Here is a 19,671-nt window from a genome sequence, read left to right on the forward strand (position 1 = left end):
CACCGCGTCCGAGATGCATACCAACCAGACCCGAGCGGGCTTGGGCGGCGCGGTGCGTACCGGCCGCATGCCCCGAGGGTGACCGACACATAAGGAGTGCGCGGTGACACCGGAGAAGACGAATCGCGAGCAGCGCCCCAACGAACGCATGGAGCGCGCGGGCCGAAGGCCCGCGGACCTGGGCAGCCTCGACGTGTGGGCCCGCTCGGCCCCGATCCGCCTGGCGGGGTACGAGGACGACCTGGCCGAGCCCCACATCCTGCCCAGCGTGGACTGAGCGGCCAGAACCCGTCGCGATCGCCGACCGCATGGGCGTGCCAGACTCACGCCCATGCTGATCAGAGAAGCCACGGCCGGGGACTGGCCGCGGATCTGGCCGTTCTGGCACCGGATCGTGGCCGCCGCCGAGACGTACGCCTGGGACCCGGACACCTCCGAGGAGGATGCCCGGGCCTTGTGGATGGGCCCCGCCAAACGCGTGTACGTCGCCGAGGACGACACCGGCGCGGTCGTCGGCTCCGCCTACGTCACCCCCAACTACGGCGGTCCCGCCGCCCGCGTCGCCAACGCGGGTTTCATGGTCGACCCCGACCGGTCCGGCCTGGGTATCGGCCGCGCCCTGGCCGAGCACGTCCTCCGGGCCGCGACGGCCGCCGGCTACCGGGCGATGGTCTTCAACGCCGTTGTGGAGACCAACCCCGCCGTCGGGCTGTGGACCTCGCTCGGCTTCCGGATCCTCGGCACGGTTCCGGAGGCCTACGAGCACCCCCGGCACGGCCCGGTGGGCCTGCACATCATGTACCGGGCCCTGTAGGCGAGGCGCTCCGAACGGGCCCTCCGGAGACCCGGTCCCTACGACCCCGGCGGCAGGTCCGCCGTCCTCGGCCAGGGACGCAGTCGCTCGATCTGCTCCGCCAGGTCCAGCAGATCCGCTTCCGCACCCGGACGCCCCACCAGTTGAACGGCGCACGGGGCGCCCGAGGGCAGCGTGCCGAACGGCACCGCCATCGCGGGCCATCCGGCCAGGTTCCACGGCGGAGTCATCGGCGAATAGAGGGTGTCGGCCAGCACATTGCGCAGCCAGCCCCGCTCGTGCCAGGGCCCGGCCTGCGGGGAGCGGCGGGCCAGCGCGGGGGTGAGCAGCACGTCGTGCTCGGCGAAGAACGGCTCCATCCGCCGCCGCAACTCCTCCCGGCGCGTGTCCGCGCGCACCCCCTTCAGGAACCGGCGCCCCAGGGCGGCGTGCACCCGGGTGCGCCGGGTCAGCCGCCGCGGGTCAATGCCCGCCGCGTCCACGGCCGTGCCCGCCGTCCAGTGCCGCAGAGCCGTCACGCCCAGCGACACCGGATACGGCGGCTCGGCCCGGCGCACCCGGTGACCCGCCCCGGCCAGCAGCCGCGCCGCGTCCCTGGTGGCGGCGGCGTAGGGCCTGCTCACGCCCACCCCGGCAAGCGGGCTGCGCACGGACACGGCGATCGTGCGCGGGCTCGCCTCCCGCCCGCTCTCGGCCTCGGTGCCGGCCAGCACGGAGAGCATCAGCCGGGCGTCCTCGACGGTAGTGGCGAGCGGCCCGTTCTCGGACATGCCGAACCAGTCGCCCTCGCCGATCCCGGCGGGCACCACCCCGTGACCGGGTTTGACGGTGACCAGGCCACAGTTGGCGGCCGGGATGCGCAGGGAGCCCATGCCGTCGTTGCCGAGGGCGAGCGGGACCATGCCGGCGGCGACCGCGGCCGCGCCGCCGCCCGAGGAACCGCCCGCGTTCCGGCTGGTGTCCCACGGGTTGCGGGTGATGCCGTGGACGCCCTCCGTGGTGCCGAACACGCACAGCTCGGGCACGTTCGTCAGCCCGACGACCACCGCGCCCGCCGCCCGCAGCCGGGCCACGGTGACATGGTCGTCGGCGGCCGGCGTGTCCGGAGTCGCGGACGACCCCACGCGGCTGGACTCGCCCCGCACCGCCAGGTTGTCCTTCACGGCCACCGGCACGCCCGCGAGCGGCAGTACGGCCAGATCGCCGCGGGCCGCCACCTCGTCGGCCTCCGCGAGCGCGGCCTCGGCGCGGACGGTGCGAAAGGCGCCGACACGGCCGTCGAGCCGCTCGATCCGGGCGAGGTGCTCGGCCACCACCTCGCGGGGCGTGGCCCGCCCGTCGCGTACGGCGGCGGCGATCTCGGCGGCACTGCGGCCGGCCCACTTGGTCACGGGCGCTCCTCGGAAAGGGGGCGGACGGTTGGGTACTCGCGAGTATGCAGGCACGACCGTGCCCGGCGGCAGGTGCCGCGTCGAGACGTGCCCGCCGGTGGAAAGGGCCGGTGGAAAGGCCCGTGCAGCGCCGTATGCGGGCCGTCCGAGTGGGTCTAAGGTCGAAGACAGAGGACGCGTACGAGGGGAACCGGTCGGCAATGGCACAGGACGAGGCCGTGATCGGCTGCACGGGGGAGATTCTCATCGGCACGCGCGGTTCCGCGGGCCCGGGCGAGATCCTGGTGCGGGTCAGAGGCGGCTGCGAGACCTTCCTCGCCTGGTCGCAGGAACCGCTGCCGATCGGTGCGACGGTGCTCGTGGTCGAGTCACGCGGACGCCGCGAGGTCGACGTCATCGCGTGGGGCGACCCCTTGGAGAGATTGCGGGACGTTCCTGTCGATCCGGGGTGAGCCCCGGGCTGATCCCGGGCTGACCCGGGCTAAGGAGAACAAGGCCATGTTCGGTTACCGCGTTCCCGCCCCCGACGAGGCGATGCTGATCTCCGGAGGCAGGCGGGGACTGGGGGGCGCGCCGTTCCGGGTGGTGACGGGACACGGTAAGTTCGTGCTGCCCGTCTTCCGCAAGGTCCGCTTCCTGACCCTGTCGATGTGCGAGTCCGAGGTCGTGGAGACCTGCGTCACCAAGCAGGGCATCGCGCTGCACGTGCGCGCCGTCATCGCCTTCAAGGTCGGCAACGACACCGAGAGCATCATCAACGCGGGTCAGCGCTTCCTCTCCGACCAGGACCAGATGTCGGTCCTGACCGGCCGGATCTTCGCCGGCCATCTGCGGGCCATCATCGGCTCGATGACGGTCGAGGAGATCGTCACCGAACGTCAGAAGCTCGCCGCGGAGGTACTGGACACCTCCAAGACCGAGATGGCGAAGATCGGCCTGATCGTGGACTCGCTGCAGATCCAGTCGATCGACGACGGGGACACCGGCTACATCGACGCGATGTCCGCGCCGCACAAGGCGGCCATCCGGCGGCAGGCCCAGATCGCGCAGGCCCAGGCCAACCAGGCCGCCGCCCAGGCCGAGCAGGAGGCGGCGCGCAAGCAGGCCGAGTACGCCCGGCAGACCGCGGTGGTGAAGGCGGAGTATTCGGCCGAGGTGGACCGGGCCCAGGCGCAGGCGGCCCAGGCAGGCCCGCTGGCGCAGGCGCACGCCCGGCAGGAGGTGCTCGACGCCCAGACCGAACTGGCCCAGCGGCAGGCCAGGCTGCGCCAGCAGGAGCTGGTGGCGGAGATCGTGAAGCCCGCCGAGGCCGAGGCCGAGCGCGTCCGGGTCCTCGCCGCCGCCGAGGCGCAGCGGATGAAGGTCCAGGCCGAGGCCGCCGCGTCGTACGACCGCGTCGCCCTGGACCGGATGCTCATCGACCAGCTCCCGCTGATCGTGAAGGAGGCCGCGGGCGGTCTTTCCGGGGCCAACGTCAACGTTCTGAACGGTGCCGACGGACTCGGCGAGATAGCGGCCGGCCTGGTCGCCCAGGGCCTGACGATCCTGGACTCGGTCCGGCAGAACCTGAACGGCCCAGGCGATCGGCATCCCGGCGGCGCCCGCCCCGAGGAGGGCGACGGCAGGCCCGCACTGCGCGGCCCGAGCGCGCCGCGGCCCGGAACCGGGCAAGAGGAGCCGGGCGAGGGCACGTCCGACGGTGAGCGGCCCGATTCCCGCACCCGCTGAGGTCCGCGCCGCGCCGCACCGCTGTCCGCCCACCCCACGGAGCCTGACTCATGCATGACGACCCCGGCCTGGTCGAGGCCCGCCTCCGGCGGGTGCTCGACGAGCGCATCCGTCCCGCCGTGTATCCCGAGTCCGTTCCGCTGGAGGTCGCGGTCCGGCACGCGCCCGGCGAACCCGTACCGGTCGCCGAGGGCCTGGCCGCTGAACCCGAGCCGATCGAGGCGGGCACTCGGTGGGGTGCGCCGTGGGGCACCAGCTGGTTCCGGGTGACCGGCACCGTGCCCGAGGCATGGGCCGGGAGGACCGTCGAAGCGCTCCTCGACCTCGGCTTCGACCAGAACATGCCCGGCTTCCAGTGCGAGGGCCTGGTGTACCGGCCGGACGGCACCCCGGTGAAGGGGCTCAACCCGCGCACCTCCTGGGTCCGCGTCGGCGCCCCCGCCCGGGGCGGCGAGGAGGTGCGCCTGCACATCGAGGCCGCCTCCAACCCCGTCATCCCCGGCTTCCTGCCCACCCCGCTCGGCGACCCGGAGACGGCGGGCGACGAACCGCAGTACACGCTCGGGCGCATGGACCTCGCCGTGTTCGACGAGAACGTATGGCGGCTGGTCATCGACCTGGAGGTGCTGGGGGAGCTGATGGCCGAGCTGCCGCCCGACGCGCAGCGCCGCTGGGAGATCCTGCGCGCGGTGGACCGGGCGCTCGACGCGGTCGACCTCCAGGACGTGAACGGCACCGCCGGGCGGGCCCGGGCCCGGCTCACCGAGGTGCTTGCCGCGCCCGCAGCCGCCTCCGCGCACCGGATCAGCGCGGTCGGGCACGCCCACATCGACTCGGCGTGGCTGTGGCCGCTGCGCGAGACCGTGCGCAAGGTGGCCCGCACCGCCTCCAACATGACCGCGCTGCTCGAGGACGAGCCCGAGTTCGTCTTCGCGATGTCCCAGGCCCAGCAGTGGGCGTGGCTCAAGGAGCGGCGGCCCGAGGTGTGGACGCGGGTGAAGAAGGCCGTGGCGGACGGGCGGTTCGTGCCGGCCGGCGGCATGTGGGTGGAGTCCGACACCAACATGCCAGGATCGGAGGCGATGGCCCGGCAGTTCGTGCACGGCAAACGGTTCTTCCTCGACGAGTTCGGCATCGAGAACGACGAGGCCTGGCTGCCCGACACCTTCGGCTTCGCCGCCGGACTGCCCCAGATCATCAGGGCGGCGGGCTCCACCCGGCTGCTCACACAGAAGATCTCCTGGTCCCGCACCAACGCCTTCCCGCATCACACCTTCTGGTGGGAAGGCATCGACGGCACGCGGATCTTCACCCACTTCCCGCCCGTCGACACCTACAACTGCTCCATGACGGGCCACGAACTCGCCCACGCGGCACGCAACTTCAAGGACAAGGGCGCCGCCCGGCACTCCCTCGCCCCCACCGGCTGGGGTGACGGAGGCGGCGGCACCACCCGGGAGATGGTCGCCAAGGCGGCCCGGTTGCGCGACCTGGAGGGCTCGCCGCGGGTGGTGTGGGAGACACCGCGGGAGTTCTTCGACCGGGCCCAGGCCGAGTACCCGCAAGCCCCCGTCTGGGTCGGCGAGTTGTACCTGGAACTGCACCGCGCCACCCTCACCAGCCAGGCCGGTACCAAGCGGGGCAACCGGTGCAGCGAACACCTGCTGCGGGAGGCGGAGCTGTGGGCGGCGACTGCCGCCGTACGCACTGGATTCGCCTATCCCTACGACGAGTTGGACCGGATCTGGAAAACGGTGCTGCTGCACCAGTTCCACGACATCCTGCCCGGCTCCTCCATCGCCTGGGTGCACCGCGAGGCACGCGCCACCTACGAGCGGATCGCCGGGGAGCTGAACCGGATCGTCGAGTCGGCCCAGCGCGCGCTGGCGGGCGAGGGCGCCGTACCGCTGGTCTTCAACGCGGCCCCGCACACACGGGCCGGCGTCCCGGCCGGCGGCGCCGCCACCCCGGTCACCGAGGGCCGCACGGAGCTGAGGTCCCGCGCGGGCGGCGGATTCGTCCTGGACAACGGTCTGCTGCGGATCGGGATCGACGAGCGGGGCCTGGTCGTCTCGGCGTACGACATCGAGGCCGACCGCGAGACGATCGCCGAGGGCCGGGCCGCGAACCTCCTCCAACTGCACCCGGACCTCCCGAACATGTGGGACGCCTGGGACGTGGACGAGTTCTACCGCAACACGGTCACCGACCTCACCGACGCCGAGTCCGTCACGGCCCGCGAGGACGGCGCCTCGGTAGGTGTCGTACGGAACTTCGGGGACTCCCGGGTCACCCAGGTGCTGTCGCTTCCGGCGGGGGAGCGGCGGCTGGTGCTGGACACCGAGGTGGACTGGTACGAGACGGAGAGGTTCCTCAAGCTGGCCTTCCCGCTCGACGTGCACGCCGAACGGTACGCGTCCGAGACGCAGTTCGGGCACTTCTACCGCCCCACCCACACCAACACCTCGTGGGACGCGGCCAGGTTCGAGGCCTGCAACCACCGTTTCGTGCACGTGGCCGAGCCCGGCTGGGGCGTCGCCGTCGTCAACGACTCGACGTACGGCCACGATGTGACCCGCACGGTCCGCACCGACGGCGACCGGGGCACCACCACCACGGTCCGGATGTCCCTGCTGCGTGCCCCGCGCTTCCCCGACCCCGCCACCGACCAGGGCGTCCACCGCTTCCGGCACGCCCTGGTGCCGGGAGCGGACATCGGGGACGCGGTCCGCGAGGGCTGGCGGATCAACCTGCCCGAGCGGCGGCTGACCGGCGGCGGGGACGTGGCTCCGCTGGTGACGGTGGACGAGGACGCGGTGGTCGTGACGGCGGTGAAACTCGCGGACGACGGCAGCGGCGACGTGGTGGTCCGCTTCCACGAGGCCCACGGCGGCCGGGCGCGGGCGACGCTCACGGCCGGGTTCGACGTCGCGGACGTGACGGTGACGGACCTGCTGGAGCGGCCCCTGCCCCAGGAGGCGCCGGAGCGGGACGGCGGCCGGATCGCCCTGCGGCTGCAGCCGTTCGAGCTGATGACGCTGCGGCTGCGGCGCGCGTGAGGTCCTGCGACAGGGGGCGACTCGGCGGGATCGCGCCGTGCCGCTCTTTCCCGGTGGGGCGCGCGGCCACGATGATGTGGCGATGACACGAAGAACGGTGCCCGACCACTCCTGGGCCGCCCAGCCGGACCCGCTGCTGGCGCTGGCCGAACGTGAGTTGGCGTTCTACAGCCGGTCCTGCGACCGCGCCAGGCGGCTGCACCGCGGTACGGAGCTGGGCGCCCTCACCACCACCTCGGTGACGGTCGTGGCCGCCGGTCTGCACGCGCCGGCCTGGCTGACCGCGATGATCGCGGGCGGCGCCGTGTTCTTCACCGGCATGCGCCAGCTGTTCGACCCCGGCTCCCGCTGGGTGCTCACCGCGCAGGCACGCGAGACCCTGCGCCGGGCCGTCGACCGGTACCTGCTCCTGCCCGAAGCGGAACGCGACGCCGTGGCCCGGCAGACCCTGCGGCACGTGATCGAGGAGGTCGGCGCCGACGAACTGCGCGAATGGTCCGATTCCCGGACCCGTCGCCCGGAACCACCGGTGCCGGCCCCCGGCCCCTGACCACGACCGGAACCCGGGGACGACCGCGAGCGTTCCCCCACCGACCGAAAGGACATCCGTGCCCCCGACGCCCGTCCGCACCCGCGCACGTGACGCCCACGACCCCCGTCATCCCGCCCCGCACCAGCCCGACGTCGACGGTCAGGGCCCACGGCCGTGCCCGGCGGCCCGGTGAGGACGCTGGGCGGGAGCGGGGTCGAGGTCAGCGCCCTCGGCTTCGGCGCCGCCGCCATCGGCAACCTCTACACCGAGGTGGACGAGGAGCAGGCGCGGGCGGCCGTGGCCGCCGCCTGGGAGCAGGGCATCCGCTACTTCGACACCGCCCCGCACTACGGCCTCGGCCTGTCCGAACGCCGCCTCGGCGCGGCCCTGCGCGGCCTTCCGCGCTCCGCGTACACGGTCTCCACGAAGGTCGGCCGGCTGCTCGAACCCTCGGACGCGGGTGGGAGCGATCTCGCCCACGGTTTCGCCGTGCCCGCCGCCCACCGCCGCGTGTGGGACTTCAGCGCGGACGGGGTACGGCGCGGCCTTGAGGCCAGTCTCGAACGGCTCGGCCTGGACCGCGTCGACGTCGTCTACCTCCACGACCCCGACGACCACGCCGAGCAGGCCTTCCGCGAGGGCTACCCGGCGCTGGAGGAACTGCGCGCCCAGGGCGTGGTCGGGGCCATCGGGGCAGGCATGAACCAGTCGGAGATGCTGACCCGCTTCGTCCGCGACACGGACGTGGACGTGGTGCTGTGCGCCGGCCGGTACACCCTGCTCGACCAGCGCGCCGAGTCGGAGCTGCTGCCCGCGGCCGCCGAGCGCGGCGTGTCCGTCGTCGTCGGCGGCGCCTTCAACTCCGGCCTGCTGGCGGACCCCAGGCCCGGAGCGACGTACAACTATGCCAGCGCGGCAACCGAGTTGGTGGAGCGCGCCCAGCGCATGAAGGCGGTGGCCGGCCGGCACGGAATCACCCTGCGGGCCGCGGCCCTGCGCTTCTGCGCCGGCCACCCGGCCGTGGCCTCCGTCCTGGTCGGCACCCGCTCGGCCGCTGAGGTCCGCGACTGCGCCGAGCAGTTCGCCGCACCCGTGCCCGCCGCCTTCTGGCAGGAGCTGAGAGACACCGGTCTGCTGCCCGCCTCCGGGACCTGACGGGGACCGGTCACGGCTCCCGGGTGCCAGGGCCCAGCCGGGTCGGCGGCAGGAAATCGCGCACGTAGGAGCGGTCCCAGCAGGCACCGGTCGCCCGCAGTTGCCGCCAGGTCGTGAAGTGGTAGCGGAACAGCCGGGCGCGGACGTAGCGCGGCGGCTCGTCCGGCGGGAAGGGGGAGCGGCGCAGCAGCCTGAGGGTGTCGCGGTCGTTCTCCAGGAGCCGCTCCACCATCGCGCCGAACCAGACGCCCGCGTAGGCCGGGGAGAGCGCGGCGAACCACATCATCCAGTCCAGGCGCAGATGGTACGGCGCGAACTGGCGCGGCCAGTGCCGAGTATCACCGGGCTTGCCCCGGAACTCGTACTCCCGCCAGTCCGCGTCCTCGTGCGGCACCTCGTCCAGCGTGCCCTCCACCACCACCTCGTAGCGGACACGGCTGACGCTGCCGAACGCGCCGTAGGTGTTGACCAGGTGCAGCGGGTCGAAGGAGCGGTTCATGACCTGGCGGCGGGAGACCATGTTGACCACCGGGCGGTAGCTGAGGAGCACCAGCAGCGCGGCCACGGCGAGGACCACGACCTCGTACCACAGCGGCGCGGCGGGCCCGGACGGCGCGCTCCCCGGGAAGCGGACCGCCGACAGCGCCAGCACGATCGCGATCCAGTTCAGCCAGGAGAAGTTCCCGGACAGCACCAGCCACAGCTGGGTGACGATCATCAGCGAGGCACCGATCGTGGCGATCGGCTGCGGAGTGAACAGCAGGAACGGCACGATCAGCTGCGTGACGTGGTTGGCGGCCACCTCCGCCTTGTGCAGCGGCCCCGGCAGATGGTGGAAGAACCAGCTCAGCGGGCCCGGCATCGGCTGGGTCTCGTGGTGATAGTGCAGGCAGGTCAGCTTGCGCCAGCAGGCGTCGCCGCGCAGCTTGATCAGCCCCGCGCCGAACTCGACGCGGAAGAGGATCCAGCGCAGCAGGAACAGCACGACCACGGGCGGGGCCACCTCGTTGTTGCCGAGGAAGACCGCGAGGAACCCGGTCTCCAGCAGCAGGGACTCCCAGCCGAAGCCGTACCAGGTCTGCCCGACGTTGACGATCGACAGGTACAGCGCCCAGGGGACGAACCACAGCAGCATCGCGGCCCACAACGGCACCAGCGAGTCCACGCCCGCGACGAGCGCCGCCGACACCGCGCACCCGGTCCAGGCGACCGCCGCGAAGAGCCGGTCGGAGTAGCGCAGGTGGAACAGGCTCGGCGCCCGGGTGAACGGCACCCGCTGGAGGAAACGGGGGATGGGCAACATGCCCCGTTCGCCGAGCAGCGCGCGGAACTGGAGTGCCGCCGTCAGAAAGGCGACGAGATACACCACGGCCAGCGCGCGCTGGAAGACCAGCCGGCTCAGCCAGTACTCGGGTGCGGTGAACCAACCCACGGTCGAGCGCTCCTCTCCTCTCGTCCTCCGGGAAAGTCACGGGCCCCGGCTACCCCACCCCCGGCTCGAAGAATCAGGCGATCCCTGGCAAGGTGTCCTGCATGGCTGAACAGGGAGCGCCCGCCCTGTCACTCCCGGAGGACTGGCCCGCCCGCCCGGATCCCATTCTGGCGCTCAACGGCATGGGCACCTTCGACTGGGACCTGGACGCCGGGCTCGTGCACCTGGACGCCCAGGCCCACCGGATCTTCGACCTCACCCCGGAGGAGAACGACCGCCGTCCGGGCACCGTGGGCAAGCGGCTGCTGCCGTCCGAGCGCGATCGCCTGGACGCCCTGGTCGCCCGGGCGATGAAGGAGGGCCGCCGGAACTACGGCACCTACGTCCGCCTGCGCCTGCGCGACGGCGGCCTGCGCTGGGCCCACGTGCAGGGCTACATCCAGCGCGACGGGACGGGCCGGCCGAGCAGGATCACCGGGATCCTCCGCGACGCCTCCGAGGAAATCGGCGACATCGACGCCCGCCGGGAGCGGGCCGCCCAGGCCGCGGCCCGGCGCAGGCAGACCAACGTCGTGGAGGCCGCCACCGCCGCCCTCGCCCACGCGCGCACCGTGCAGGACGTCATCGAGGTCGTCAAGGACTCCCACGGACTGGCACTCCTCGGCTCCAAGAGCCTGGTCCTCGGCCTGGTCGAGGCCGGCCGCATCCGGCTCGTCGCCGAGGGCCCCGAGGGCTCCTCCGTGCCGGGCACCCGCGTCACCCGGATCGACGAGCCCTACCCGATGAGCGAGGCCGTGCGCACCCTCAGCCCCCGCTTCATCGAGTCCCCGGAGGAGTTCGCCGAGCGCTACCCCATCCTGTGGCCGCGCATCACCGGACTGGACATCACCTCGGCGGCCTATCTGCCGCTGATAGCCCAGGCGCGCCCGATCGGCGGAATGGGCCTGCTCTACAGCGACCGGCGCGGCTTCACCCCGGACGAGCGCAACGTCCTGATTGCCCTCGGCAGCAGCATCGCGCAGAGCCTCCAGCGGGCCATGTTCTACGAGCAGGAGAAGGACCTCGCCCAGAGCCTGCAACAGGCCATGCTGCCGCGCACCATCCCCAGCGTGCCCGGAGCCGACATCGCCGTCCGCTACCGCTCCGGCTACGCGGGCGGCTCCCTGGGCCGCGACATCGGCGGCGACTGGTACGACCTGATCCCGCTGCCCGGGGGCCGGGTCGGTGCCGTCATCGGCGACGTCCAGGGCCACGACACGCACGCCGCCGCCGTCATGGGCCAGCTCCGCATCGTGCTGCGCGCCTACGCCGCCGAGGGGCACGCACCGGCCACCGTGATGGCCCGCGCCTCGCTCTTCCTGCACGAACTCGACACCGACCGCTTCGCCACCTGCCTGTACGCGGAGGCCGACCTGTCCACCGGCGTCGTGCAGCTGGTGCGGGCCGGGCACATCGACCCGCTGGTCCGGCACAGCGACGGAAGCTGCCACCTGATAGGCGTCGACGGGGGGCTGCCGCTCGGCCTGTCCGCCGAGTTCGGCAGCCTGGAGTACCCGGTCGGCACCATGGAGCTCGACCCCGGTCAGACCCTGGTGCTGTGCACCGACGGCCTGGTCGAACAGCCCGGCGCCGACCTCGACGACGGCATGCGGGCGCTGGCGCGGTCCGTCGCCGACGGGCCCGACGACGTACGGGACCTCGCCGACCGGCTGATCACGATGGCCGAGGCGCGCGGCGGCGACGACGACGTGGCCCTGCTCGTCCTGCGCCGCCAGGTGCCGGCCGAGCGGCAGCCCGTCGGCCGGCTCCAGCAGTACGTGGCCCCCGGGGACCCCGAGGCCCTCAGCCGGGCCCGGCACATGATCCGCACGGCGGTGCGGGCCTGGGGCGCCGAGGAGGACTCGTACGAGATCGAACTCGTGGCCGACGAACTGATCACCAACGCCCTGATCCACACCGAGGGCGCCGCGATCGTCACCCTGCGGGTCCTCAGCGGGTCCGGACGGCGGCTGCGGATCGAGGTCGAGGACTCCTCCAGCGCCCTGCCGCGCCGCCGCGAACCGGGGGCGGACGGCGTCTCCGGCCGGGGGCTGCTGCTCGTAGACCGGCTCACCGACGTGTGGGGCGTGGAGGCGCGCGGCGGCGGCAAGTGCGTGTGGTGCGAGTTCGCGGTGCCCGGCGAGAGCTGACGGGGCGCCCCGCGGCCACGTGGCACTCTGAACCTATGCCGGAACTGCCCGAGGTCGAAGCGCTGAAGGACTTCCTGACCGACCATCTGGTCGGCCACGAGATCGTGCGCGTGCTGCCCGTCGCGATCAGCGTGCTGAAGACGTACGACCCGCCGGTCACCGCCCTGGAGGGCCGCGAGGTCACCGCGGTGCGCCGGCACGGCAAGTTCCTGGACCTGGAAACCGGCGGCGGCCCGCACCTCGTCACCCATCTGGCCCGTGGGGGCTGGCTCCAGTGGAAGGACCCGCTGCCCGACGGCGTGCCCCGGCCCGGCAAGGGCCCGCTCGCCCTGCGCGTCGCCCTGGAGACCGGCGCGGGCTTCGACCTCACCGAGGCCGGCACCCAGAAGCGGCTCGCGGTGTACGTCGTACGGGATCCGGGGGAGGTGCCAGGGGTGGCGCGTCTCGGTCCCGACCCGCTGGCCGACGGCTTCGACGAGGAGCGGTTCGCCCGGCTGCTCGCGGGGGAGCGGCGGCAGATCAAGGGCGCCCTGCGCGACCAGAGCCTGATCGCGGGCGTCGGAAACGCCTACAGCGACGAGATCCTGCACGCGGCGAGGATGTCCCCGTTCAAGCTGGCCGCCTCTCTGACGCCGCAGGAGACGCACACCCTGTACGAGGCACTGCGCACCACCCTGACGGAGGCGGTCGCGCGCTCCAGGGGCCTTGCGGCCGGGCGGCTGAAGGCGGAGAAGAAGGGCGGCCTGCGCGTGCACGGCCGCACGGGCGAGCCCTGTCCGGTGTGCGGGGACACCGTCCGCGAGGTGTCCTTCAGCGACTCCTCGCTCCAGTACTGCCCGACCTGTCAGACGGGCGGGAAACCGCTGGCCGACCGGCGCCTGTCCCGGCTGCTCAAGTGACGGCCCGGCCGGCGGCTCACCGCGAGTCGAGGGTCACCAGGGGCCGCCCGTCCGCGGTGCGCACCTCGAAGCGGTCGATCTGCCCGGGATGCATCGTCGTGCCGCCCGCCACCGTGCTGGTGCCCGCGTCGTGCGCGAGGACGCTCCAGGTTGTCACGGTCTGCTCCGAGCCGTCGCGGCCGACCACGACGAGCCGGCAGGAATGGGGACCCGAGCCGTCCCTGACCCGCACCTCCAGATCGCTGCCCCAGTCCCGGTCGGCGGCTTTGATCTCGGCCCAGACGCCCGTGGTCGCGTCGGTCGCCGCGTACCGGGCGGGGCCGCCGTGGTGTCCGGCGACGGCGGCGACCGCGGGTCCGCACACGGCGAGCACCACCGAGGCGGCCAGACCGTAGAGGAACCGCCGGCGTCCGGCCCGGCGCCGCCGGGCGACCTCGCCGACCAGCCGGTCCAGCAGCCCCGGGCCGGGCCGGGTCATCGGGTGCACGAAGCGCGGCGTGGCCCGCCGGTACAGCATCAGCTGCCGGGTCGTGGGGCCGAACTCGGTGACGTGCGCCGCGCAGCGAGGGCACTCCGCGAGGTGGTCCTCGAAGCGGAAGGCGTCCGCCTCGTCCAGCATGCCGAGCGCGTACGCGCCGGCGTCGCGATGCCGTTCCAGGGACCTCATGCCGAATCCTCGTGCCTGTGAGTGCGGGTGGGGTTACTCGTTGCTCCCACCCGTACGAGCCCGGCACCGGAATCACTCAGCCGCGTTCCGAATCGTAATCAAGACGTTCGGAGCGGCCGGTCCCGCGGATTGGTCGGAATCCGGCCGCGTTCCGAAAGGCCCCGAATCCGGGAAGAACCCGGGTCTTAGAAGAGGTGGATGGCCAGATGTCCGAGGGGCAGTCCGAGCTGCCAGGCGGGCGTCCACACCTTCGGTCCCTCGTCCTCGCCGAACACGCTCGCGCCGCCCGGCACCGCGTCCAGATCGGGCGCGAGCAGCTCGGTCTCCTCCAGCCAGCGCCAGGCCGCCTCGGCCAGCGCCAGGTCGGGCGACGGCATCCCGCGGGTGTCCGCCTCGTCCGCGAGGCCGGCCATCCGCTCGCACACCCAGTCCTGCCACGGCTGGTCGTAGGCGGTCAGCGACAGCCAGGTCTCCAGCTGGGAGACCACCCGGACGCGGGAGAGCTCGCCACCGGTGTCGGACAGGAAGATGGTGAGCGCCAGCGCGTCCCGCCCGGCGCGGAACTCGAACGACGTCGGCGGCATCAGATCGCCGGTGCGCAGCAGCTCGTCGGCGATGTACTCGGCGTACAACCAGGCCATGGGTACGGCCAGTTCGCCGCCGTCCGGGCCGTCCGTGCCCTCGTGACCTCTGTGCAGCATCCCTTCCTGCCCTCCTCCGGTGCGCTCTCCTCGCCCGACCCCGGGTCCCGGGGTCCCGCCCCCTGTCGGAACACGGATGAGGACAGCCGATTACTCAACAGCGGTCCACGGCAAGGCGCTTTACGGAGGTTTGACCAGGCGGCCGGTTTCACCGCAGGTCGGCCGCGTATCCCGGAAGCATCCGGCGCAGGGCGCGCAGCGCGTAGTATGCGCGGGACTTCACGGTACCGGGCGGGATGCCCAGGGCCTGGGCGGCCTCCGCCACACTGGCCCCCCGGAAGTACACCAGCACCAGGACTTCACGGTGCTCGGGAGTGAGAGTCTTCACAGCCTCCCGGACGTCGAGCGTCGCGGCGGACCGCTCGGCGTGGTCGGCGATGACCCGCGCGTTCTCCAGGTCCGCGTCCCCGACCTCCGGCGGCCGGGCCTGCCGGGCGCGGCGCGCGTCGATGGCGAGCCGGCGCGCCACGGTCAGCAGCCAGGGCCGCACCGAGTCGAAGGCGTCGGCGCGCAGCGCCTCGGGGTGCTGCCAGGCGCGCACGAGCGTCTCCTGGAGCAGGTCCTCGGCGCGCTGGCGGTCGCCGTCGCACAGGCGCAGCAGCAGCGCGAAGAGCGGTCGGCCGTGCTCGCGTTGCAGCGCGGCGAGCTCGTGCTCGGCGGTCGTCGTCCCGTGCGGGAGGGTGGTTCCGGCCGTCATGGCCGTATGGCATCGCAGGGGGCCGCGCGGGGACAGGGCGTGCACACGGCTGTGCGACGGACGGTCGATCGCGTCGGCGAACGGTACGACGAACGGTCCGTCAGGCCCCTTCTCTTACACGAACGGGCCAACGCAGCGCCCATACCGTTTGCGAAAGCCGTCAGATTCGTACCCATTTGTCTGTCCATACGACCGCCATGGGGTGAACTGATGATCGCACGCAGACAGCAGGTGTCCCTGGTCGTGACGGCCCTCCTCGCCGCGGCCGCCGCCTGCCAGGCCCACCAACGGGAACAGCAGACTCCGCCCGGACGAGCCGCCCCGACCGCCCCGAACTCCGCGAGCGCGCCCGGCGCGTTCACGCTCGTCGCCTCCGGCGGCATCCTGCCGGACGCCTCGGTGCTGGAGCGGGCCGCCTTCGACGCGGGCGGCGCGGGCCACGACTTCCGGCCGATGCTCGAAGGCGTCAAGGACATCGTCTCCCGGGCCGACCTGGCGCTGTGTCACCTGGGCACCGCCTTCGGAGCGGGCGCGCCCTACACCGGCGCCCCCCGCTACAAGTCCCCGCCCGAGCTGGCGTCGTCCCTCGCCGCGGCGGGCTACGACAGCTGCGCCACCGCCTCCGAGCACGCCCTGGACGACGGCGCAGACGGCGTCCGGCGCACCCTGGAGGCCCTCGACGGCGCCGGCCTGCGGCACGCAGGCTCGGCGCGGGGCGAGGCTGAGGCGCGCGGCACCCTCCTCCGGGCCGGACGCGCCGTGGTGGCCCACCTCGCCTACACCTACGGCACCAACGACCCCCTCCCACCCGATCAGCCGTGGGCCGTCCGTGTGATCGACGAGAAGCGGATCGTCGAGGACGCCCGAGCCGCCCGCAAGGCGGGTGCCCAGGTCGTGGTCGTGTCCCTGACCTGGGGTCGGGCCTGGCAGGACGCGCCCGACGCCCAGCAACTGGACCTCGCCCGGAAGCTGACCGCCTCGCACTCCGGCGGCCGGCCCGACGTCGACCTGATCCTCGGCAGCCATGCCCATGTCCCGCAGGCCTACGAGAAGGTCAACGGCACCTGGGTGGTCTACGGGCTCGGCGACCAGATCGCAGGCGCCACCACCGACGACAGCGGCCGGCGCAACCCGCGCGCCAACCAGAGCACGCTGGCCCGCTTCACCTTCTCCCCGCCCGCCAAGCAGGGCGGGCGCTGGGAGGTGGCCCGGGCAGAGTTCGTCCCCGAGGTGTTCGACCTCGACGCCGGCCGGGTGGTGAACCTCGGCAAGGCCATCGCCCGCGGCGCCGACCTCCAGGGCGTGCGCGACCGGATCCGCACCGCGGTGCTCAGCCGGGGTGCGGCGAAGGACGGGCTCGTCATGGGGGAGTGAGACCGGCCAGTCGACCGGGGGAGCGGGACCGGCCGGTCGGCCGGGGGAGTGAGACCGGCCGGTCGGCCGGGGGAGCGGGACCGGCCGGTCGACCGCGGCACTGGGGCCGGTCAGTCGACGTCCGCGTGCTCGAAGAGGTCGAGCATCTCACCCAGCACGCGCAGGCACGCCCGTACCTCGGAGTCCGTCAGATCGCCCCCGACCCGGCGCAGCAGCAGGTGCTCACGGTCCAGCACCGAGGTGATCGCCGCCCGGCCCGCGTCCGTGAGCCGGATCAGCGACGAGCGCTGGTGCGCCGGGTTCGGGACGCTGATCACCAGGTCACGGGCCACCGCGTCGTTCACCATGCGCTGCACGAACTGGCGGCTGATCGCCTGCGCGCGTCCCATCTGGGGGACGGTCATCGGGCCGTGCTTGTGCAGCAGGTCGAGCACGGCCCGTACGCCGACGGACAGCCCCTCGACGGCCTCGCCCTGCTCGACCTTGCGCTGCACCCGCCGGTACAGCGGGCCCACCAGATCGAACACCGCGGTGAGGCGATGGCCGAGTTCGTCCGGCGGGAGAGGGGCGTCGGGCCCGTCGTCGAGGTCGCTGTCGATGTCGCTCATCGCACCATCATGACACCTTGGTTGCCAAACAGGTCCGCACAATGACACCCTGGTTGTCATGAATGCTGCTGCGGATCTGCGTTTCGCGCCGTCCTCCGACGGCGACCTCGCCTACCTCGACACCGGCAGCGGGGACCTGGTGGTCCTGCTGCACTCCGGCTGGGTCGACCACCGCGTCCTCGACGCGGCGATCTCGGCCCTCGCCGCCGAGTTCCGGGTCGTCGCCCCGGACGTTCGCGGCCACGGCCGCTCCGCCAACGCGACCAGGCCGTTCCGCTGGGCCGACGACCTCGCCACGCTGCTGCGCCACCTCGACGCCGGCCCGGCGGCCCTCGTCGGCGTCTCGATGGGTGGCGCCATCGCCACCGACACCGTGCTCGAGTACCCGGAACTGGTCCGCGGGGTGGTCGTCTGCGGCGCCGCGACCAGCGAGTTCCAGTACGCCGACCCCTGGGCGCGGCAGGCGCAGGCGGCGTCGGCCCGTGCCCTCGGCGCCGGTGACATCGAGGGCTGGCTCGCGTCCTTCCTGCGCTTCGCGCCCGGCCCGCACCGCACCCCGGACGACATGGACCAGGACATCCTGCGCCGGCTGCGCGACATGGCCCTGCACACCCTGTCCAAGCACACCGCCGACGAGAAGAACTGGCACGTGCCCCTGACCGGCACCTGGGAGCGCGTGCCGAAGATCGGCGTTCCCGTGCTCACCGTCAACGGCGCCCTCGAGACACCCGACCTCATCGCCGAGGCCGAGCGCCTCGCCCGCACCGTCCCCGACGGCCGCTCCGTCACGATCGAGGGCACCGCCCACTACCCGAACCTGGAGAGGCCGGAGGAGTTCAACGGGATCGTCGCGGACTTCCTCCGCGCCCTCCCGGCCTGATCCGGACGAAGGACGCTAACGCCGGGCCAGCTCCGAGCGCTTGTACGAGTATCCGAAGTAGATCACGCACCCGATCAGGAACCACACGGCGAACCGCACCCAGGTCTCCCACTTCAGGAACGTGATCAGCCACAGCGAGAAGACGACACCCAGCGCCGGCACGAACGGCATCCACGGCGTACGGAAACCGCGCGGCAGGTCCGGCTGCCGGTAGCGCAGCACGATCACCGCCGTGCACACCACCACGAACGCCAGCAGAATGCCGATGTTGGTCAGTTCGGCCGCCTCCGCGATCGGCAGGAACCCCGCGATGGCGGCCGACGCCACCCCGACGATCCACGTCACCCGCGTCGGCACGTGCCGCGTGGGGTGCGTCTTCGCGAACCACTTGGGCAGCAGCCCGTCCCGGGACATGGCGAACCAGACCCGGGTCACGCCCAGCATGAACGTGAACATGACCGTAAGGATGCCGATGATCGCGCCCACCGCGATCACGTCCGCCAGCCGGCTCAGCCCCACCGACTTGAACGCGGTGGAGAAGCCGCTCTCCCTGTTGATGTCCTTGTAGTTCTGCATGCCTGTCAGCACCAGGCACGCCGCCACGTACAGCACCATCGCGATCGCCAGCGAGTAGATGATCGCCTTCGGCATGTGCCGCCGCGCGTCCTTGGACTCCTCGGCCGCCGTCGACATCGCGTCATAGCCGAAGACCGCGAAGAACACCGTCGCCGCACCGGTGAACGCCCCGCCGACGCCGTAGGGGAAGAACGGGTGGTAGTGGGCGGTGTTGATGTGGAACACGCCGACCACGATCACCACCAGCACCACGACCACCTTCAGCGCCACCACGAGGGTCTCGAAGCGGGCCGCGCTGCGGATGCCGAGGTTCAGCAGCCAGGCGATCAGCAGGCACAGGATCGCCGCGAACAGGTCGACCCTGTGCCCGGCGCCGGTGCCGGGCGCGCCCAGCATCCAGGCGGGCAGATGCGCGCCCATGTCCTCGACCAGGAAGCTGAAGTACCCGGAGATGCCGATCGCGACCACCGCCACGATCGCCGTGTACTCGAGGAGCAGGTCCCAGCCGATGAACCAGCCGGCGAACTCGCCGAGCACCGCGTAGCCGTAGGTGTAGGCGGAGCCCGCCTTCGGGATCAGGCCCGCGAACTCGGCGTACGACAGGGCCGCCGCCGCGCTGGCCACACCCGCGATCAGGAAGGACACCAGCACCGCGGGACCCGCCGTACCGTTGGCCACCGTGCCGGCGAGGGTGAAGATGCCCGCGCCGATGATGCCACCCACACCGATCGCGGTCAGCTGCCACAACCCGAGTGATCGCTCAAGGCGTGGTCCTTCGCCGGCTTCCGTCTCCTCGATGTGTTCGATGGGCTTGCGGCGGAGAATGCCCTCACCCATCCGGAGCCCGGCCATGCGTCTCACCTCTTCCCGTACGGCAAACGGCTGACGCCGGATCATGATGACCCAGGTACCGCCGGGTATGGAAGACGCCACGCACGGATCCGACGCCGCCCGGCGGCCGCCCGCCGC

Annotated in this window: 18 protein-coding genes; 11 read left to right on the forward strand and 7 right to left on the reverse strand. The window is 72.6% G+C overall.

The features are described from left to right. The first annotated feature begins 103 nt into the window (after positions 1-103). Entirely contained in the window at positions 104-277 is a 174-nt protein-coding gene (locus OIE49_RS33080) for a hypothetical protein (protein WP_100570238.1), read from the forward strand. Positions 278-331: 54 nt separating this feature from the next. Then, complete coding sequence (locus OIE49_RS33085; protein ID WP_100570239.1) at positions 332-814, forward strand: GNAT family N-acetyltransferase; 483 nt, start codon at positions 332-334, stop codon at positions 812-814. A gap of 38 nt (positions 815-852) precedes the next feature. Here OIE49_RS33085 and OIE49_RS33090 read toward each other — a convergent pair whose 3' ends face one another. Beyond that, complete coding sequence (locus OIE49_RS33090) at positions 853-2,205, reverse strand: amidase (protein WP_326805495.1); 1,353 nt, start codon at positions 2,203-2,205, stop codon at positions 853-855. Positions 2,206-2,405: 200 nt separating this feature from the next. Between OIE49_RS33090 and OIE49_RS33095 the strand changes: the two genes are divergently transcribed. The 5 genes from OIE49_RS33095 (at position 2,406) to OIE49_RS33115 (ending at position 8,679) form a co-directional block, all read left to right on the forward strand. Beyond that, positions 2,406-2,657, forward strand: a complete 252-nt coding sequence (locus OIE49_RS33095; protein ID WP_100570348.1) for a hypothetical protein — start codon at positions 2,406-2,408, stop codon at positions 2,655-2,657. Between the two features lie 46 nt (positions 2,658-2,703). Further along, on the forward strand, positions 2,704-3,933 hold the full coding sequence (locus tag OIE49_RS33100) for an SPFH domain-containing protein (RefSeq protein ID WP_326805496.1): 1,230 nt from the start codon (positions 2,704-2,706) through the stop codon (positions 3,931-3,933). Between the two features lie 50 nt (positions 3,934-3,983). Further along, positions 3,984-6,992: an alpha-mannosidase gene (locus OIE49_RS33105; RefSeq protein WP_326805497.1), complete on the forward strand. Its 3,009-nt coding sequence runs from the start codon at positions 3,984-3,986 to the stop codon at positions 6,990-6,992. 82 nt (positions 6,993-7,074) lie between these two features. Next, positions 7,075-7,542, forward strand: a complete 468-nt coding sequence (locus OIE49_RS33110; protein WP_326805498.1) for a DUF4231 domain-containing protein — start codon at positions 7,075-7,077, stop codon at positions 7,540-7,542. A 171-nt stretch (positions 7,543-7,713) separates the two neighbouring features. Continuing rightward, the gene (locus tag OIE49_RS33115) at positions 7,714-8,679 is read left to right on the forward strand and encodes an aldo/keto reductase (protein WP_326805499.1); all 966 of its coding nucleotides are present in this window, start codon (positions 7,714-7,716) and stop codon (positions 8,677-8,679) included. 10 nt (positions 8,680-8,689) lie between these two features. Here OIE49_RS33115 and OIE49_RS33120 read toward each other — a convergent pair whose 3' ends face one another. Next, positions 8,690-10,111, reverse strand: a complete 1,422-nt coding sequence (locus tag OIE49_RS33120) for a lipase maturation factor family protein (protein ID WP_326805500.1) — start codon at positions 10,109-10,111, stop codon at positions 8,690-8,692. A 101-nt stretch (positions 10,112-10,212) separates the two neighbouring features. Between OIE49_RS33120 and OIE49_RS33125 the strand changes: the two genes are divergently transcribed. Then, positions 10,213-12,300, forward strand: a complete 2,088-nt coding sequence (locus OIE49_RS33125) for a SpoIIE family protein phosphatase (RefSeq protein WP_326805501.1) — start codon at positions 10,213-10,215, stop codon at positions 12,298-12,300. A 35-nt stretch (positions 12,301-12,335) separates the two neighbouring features. Next, positions 12,336-13,199 (forward strand): Fpg/Nei family DNA glycosylase, encoded by an 864-nt coding sequence (locus OIE49_RS33130; protein WP_326805502.1) that lies wholly within the window; start codon positions 12,336-12,338, stop codon positions 13,197-13,199. Between the two features lie 16 nt (positions 13,200-13,215). On the opposite strand, the gene OIE49_RS33135 is transcribed toward OIE49_RS33130, so the two are convergent. The 3 genes from OIE49_RS33135 to OIE49_RS33145 form a co-directional block, all read right to left on the reverse strand. Beyond that, complete coding sequence (locus OIE49_RS33135; RefSeq protein ID WP_100570247.1) at positions 13,216-13,866, reverse strand: anti-sigma factor family protein; 651 nt, start codon at positions 13,864-13,866, stop codon at positions 13,216-13,218. Positions 13,867-14,051: 185 nt separating this feature from the next. Next, a complete protein-coding gene (locus tag OIE49_RS33140) occupies positions 14,052-14,567 on the reverse strand; it encodes a hypothetical protein (protein WP_326805503.1) in 516 nt (171 codons plus the stop codon). Between the two features lie 148 nt (positions 14,568-14,715). Next, a complete protein-coding gene (locus OIE49_RS33145) occupies positions 14,716-15,264 on the reverse strand; it encodes a sigma-70 family RNA polymerase sigma factor (protein WP_100570249.1) in 549 nt (182 codons plus the stop codon). A 210-nt stretch (positions 15,265-15,474) separates the two neighbouring features. Here OIE49_RS33145 and OIE49_RS33150 point away from each other — a divergent pair, with 210 nt between their 5' ends. After that, a complete protein-coding gene (locus OIE49_RS33150; RefSeq protein WP_326805504.1) occupies positions 15,475-16,638 on the forward strand; it encodes a CapA family protein in 1,164 nt (387 codons plus the stop codon). Between the two features lie 110 nt (positions 16,639-16,748). Here OIE49_RS33150 and OIE49_RS33155 read toward each other — a convergent pair whose 3' ends face one another. Continuing rightward, entirely contained in the window at positions 16,749-17,246 is a 498-nt protein-coding gene (locus OIE49_RS33155; RefSeq protein ID WP_326805505.1) for a MarR family winged helix-turn-helix transcriptional regulator, read from the reverse strand. Between the two features lie 58 nt (positions 17,247-17,304). Between OIE49_RS33155 and OIE49_RS33160 the strand changes: the two genes are divergently transcribed. Further along, positions 17,305-18,126, forward strand: coding sequence for an alpha/beta fold hydrolase (locus tag OIE49_RS33160; protein WP_326805506.1), 822 nt, complete (start codon positions 17,305-17,307; stop codon positions 18,124-18,126). Positions 18,127-18,141: 15 nt separating this feature from the next. Here OIE49_RS33160 and OIE49_RS33165 read toward each other — a convergent pair whose 3' ends face one another. Continuing rightward, a complete protein-coding gene (locus OIE49_RS33165; protein WP_326805507.1) occupies positions 18,142-19,554 on the reverse strand; it encodes an amino acid permease in 1,413 nt (470 codons plus the stop codon). Between the last annotated feature and the right edge of the window lie 117 nt (positions 19,555-19,671).

Origin of the sequence: Streptomyces sp. NBC_01788 (assembly GCF_035917575.1) — a bacterium.
Lineage (GTDB): Bacteria > Actinomycetota > Actinomycetes > Streptomycetales > Streptomycetaceae > Streptomyces.